The sequence below is a fragment of the Bradyrhizobium lablabi genome (assembly GCF_001440475.1).
Taxonomy (GTDB): Bacteria; Pseudomonadota; Alphaproteobacteria; order Rhizobiales; family Xanthobacteraceae; genus Bradyrhizobium; species Bradyrhizobium lablabi.
On the sequence record NZ_LLYB01000052.1, the window covers coordinates 15,446 to 17,360 of the forward strand.

General features: G+C 58.7%; 1 protein-coding gene and 1 pseudogene. Both read left to right on the forward strand.

Features of this window, described 5'->3' with window-relative positions; translation table 11 throughout:
- Window positions 1–313: pseudogene (locus CQ14_RS45950) on the forward strand (winged helix-turn-helix domain-containing tetratricopeptide repeat protein); the annotation flags it as partial.
- A gap of 255 nt (window positions 314–568) precedes the next feature.
- Window positions 569–1,252, forward strand: a 684-nt coding sequence (locus CQ14_RS45955) for an adenylate/guanylate cyclase domain-containing protein (RefSeq protein ID WP_245320265.1), incomplete at its 3' end; no start/stop codon positions are given.
- Window positions 1,253–1,915 lie beyond the last annotated feature (663 nt).

Genomic DNA, 1,915 nt, shown 5'->3' on the forward strand with positions numbered 1-1,915 from the left:
TGATCGGTCGCTAAGAACGCCAAGCGGGACCGCGCATGCCCTTTTCTTCCTGGGCCGCTATGACGAGGCGGCATCGTGGGCGGCAATGGCATTGCAGGACAATCCGGACTATCAATCTGGATTACGGATCGCCGCCGCAAGCAATGCAGTGGCCGGGCGGCCGGAGCAAGCACATAAGGCAGTGGCTCGGCTGCGGCTGCTGAACCCCACGCTACGTGTTTCCACTCTCAAAGACGTGTTGGGTCCTTTTAGGCGGGCCGAAGACCTCTCGCGATACCAAGAAGGATTGCGGCAAGCCGGGCTGCCTGAATGACCATCGCGGCCAGATCCTTGCGCGCAAACATGAGGGGATCGTTTCGCTCTGCCCACCCTTCGAACTGAACGCCTCACGTCTGCCTTGAGAACCAATGAGCCGTTTCGGACATGCGCATAGCCGGACATCGGCCCACAATCCTGCTATATAGGCACACGCCTTCCCCAAGAATGGGGGTGCATCTTGAGCAGCGAGCACGTGGAGCGGCGACTGGCAGCTATTCTGGCGGCGGATGTCGCGGGCTCTTGCCGCTTGATGGGGATCGACGAAGAAGGCACGCTGGCGCGGCTGAAAGCTCTTAGAAAGACGCTTTTCGATCCCAAAGTCGTCGAACGTCACGGACGTATCGTCAAGAATACGGGGGACGGCGCCCTGGTTGAGTTCGCCAGCGTGGTCGACGCCGTGCGATGTGCCGACGAAATTCAACGCAGCGTGGCCGAGCAAAATATCGATGTGCCGGCGGACAAGCGGATCGAGCTCCGCATCGGCATTCACGTCGGTGATATTATCATCGAAGAGAACGATATCTTTGGTGATGGGGTCAACATTGCGGTACGTCTCGAAGGGATCGCGGAACCGGGCGGCGTCTGCATCTCCGACGACGCTCACCGGCAAATTCGCGGCAAGGTCGATATCACCTTTGACGATATAGGCTCGCAAAGCCTGAAAAACATCGCTGATCCGATGCGGGCTTGGCGTGTGCGACCAGATAACAACGCTGGCGCGACAGAGCCGGCAAAGCCTGCGATCGAGACGGCTAGACCTCTCGCTCTCCCTGACAAACCTTCCATTGCCGTTCTGCCATTCACCAACATGAGCGGTGATCCGGAACAGGATTACTTTGCTGATGGAATGGTCGAGGACATCATCACTGCTCTGTCTCATTTTAAGGCGCTGTTCGTCATCGCCCGCAACTCGAGCTTCACCTACAAGGGGCGCNTGTCGACGTTAAACAGATCGGGCGCGAGCTCGGAGTGCGTTACGTGTTGGAAGGGAGCGTTCGCAAAGCGGCCAATCGAGTCCGCATCACGGGACAGCTCGTCGACACCGCCACTGGGGCACATCTTTGGGCTGATCGCATCGATGGCGGGGTCGGCGACATCTTCGATCTGCAGGATCAAGTGACCGAGAGCGTTGTCGGGGCGATCGCGCCAGCAGTGGAAAAAGCCGAAATCGAGCGTGCCAAGCGTAAGCCGACCGAAAGTCTCGACGCCTATACCCTCTATTTACGCGGGTTGGCCAGATTTTATCAGTTTGGGAATGAGCAAGCGAACAACGAAGCGTTGCGCCTGTTCAACAAGGCGATCGAACTCGACCCGGATTTTGCGTCCGCCTACGGTCGTGCTGCCACTTGCCACGTCTATGCCAAGTCCAGTGGCTGGGATTCAGACACAGCGAGCGAGATCGCCGAAGTGACAAGGCTCGCTCAGCGGGCGGTTGAGTTGGGCAAAGATGATGCGATCGCGCTCGCCGCGAGCGGATGGGCGTTGGCGTTTGTTGTTCGCGACCTCGATGTGGGCGCTGGCTTAGTCGATCGCGCGCTTGCGCTCAATTCCAATTTGGCCGAGGCATGGAGTTTCGGCGGCTGGGTAAAAAACTGGC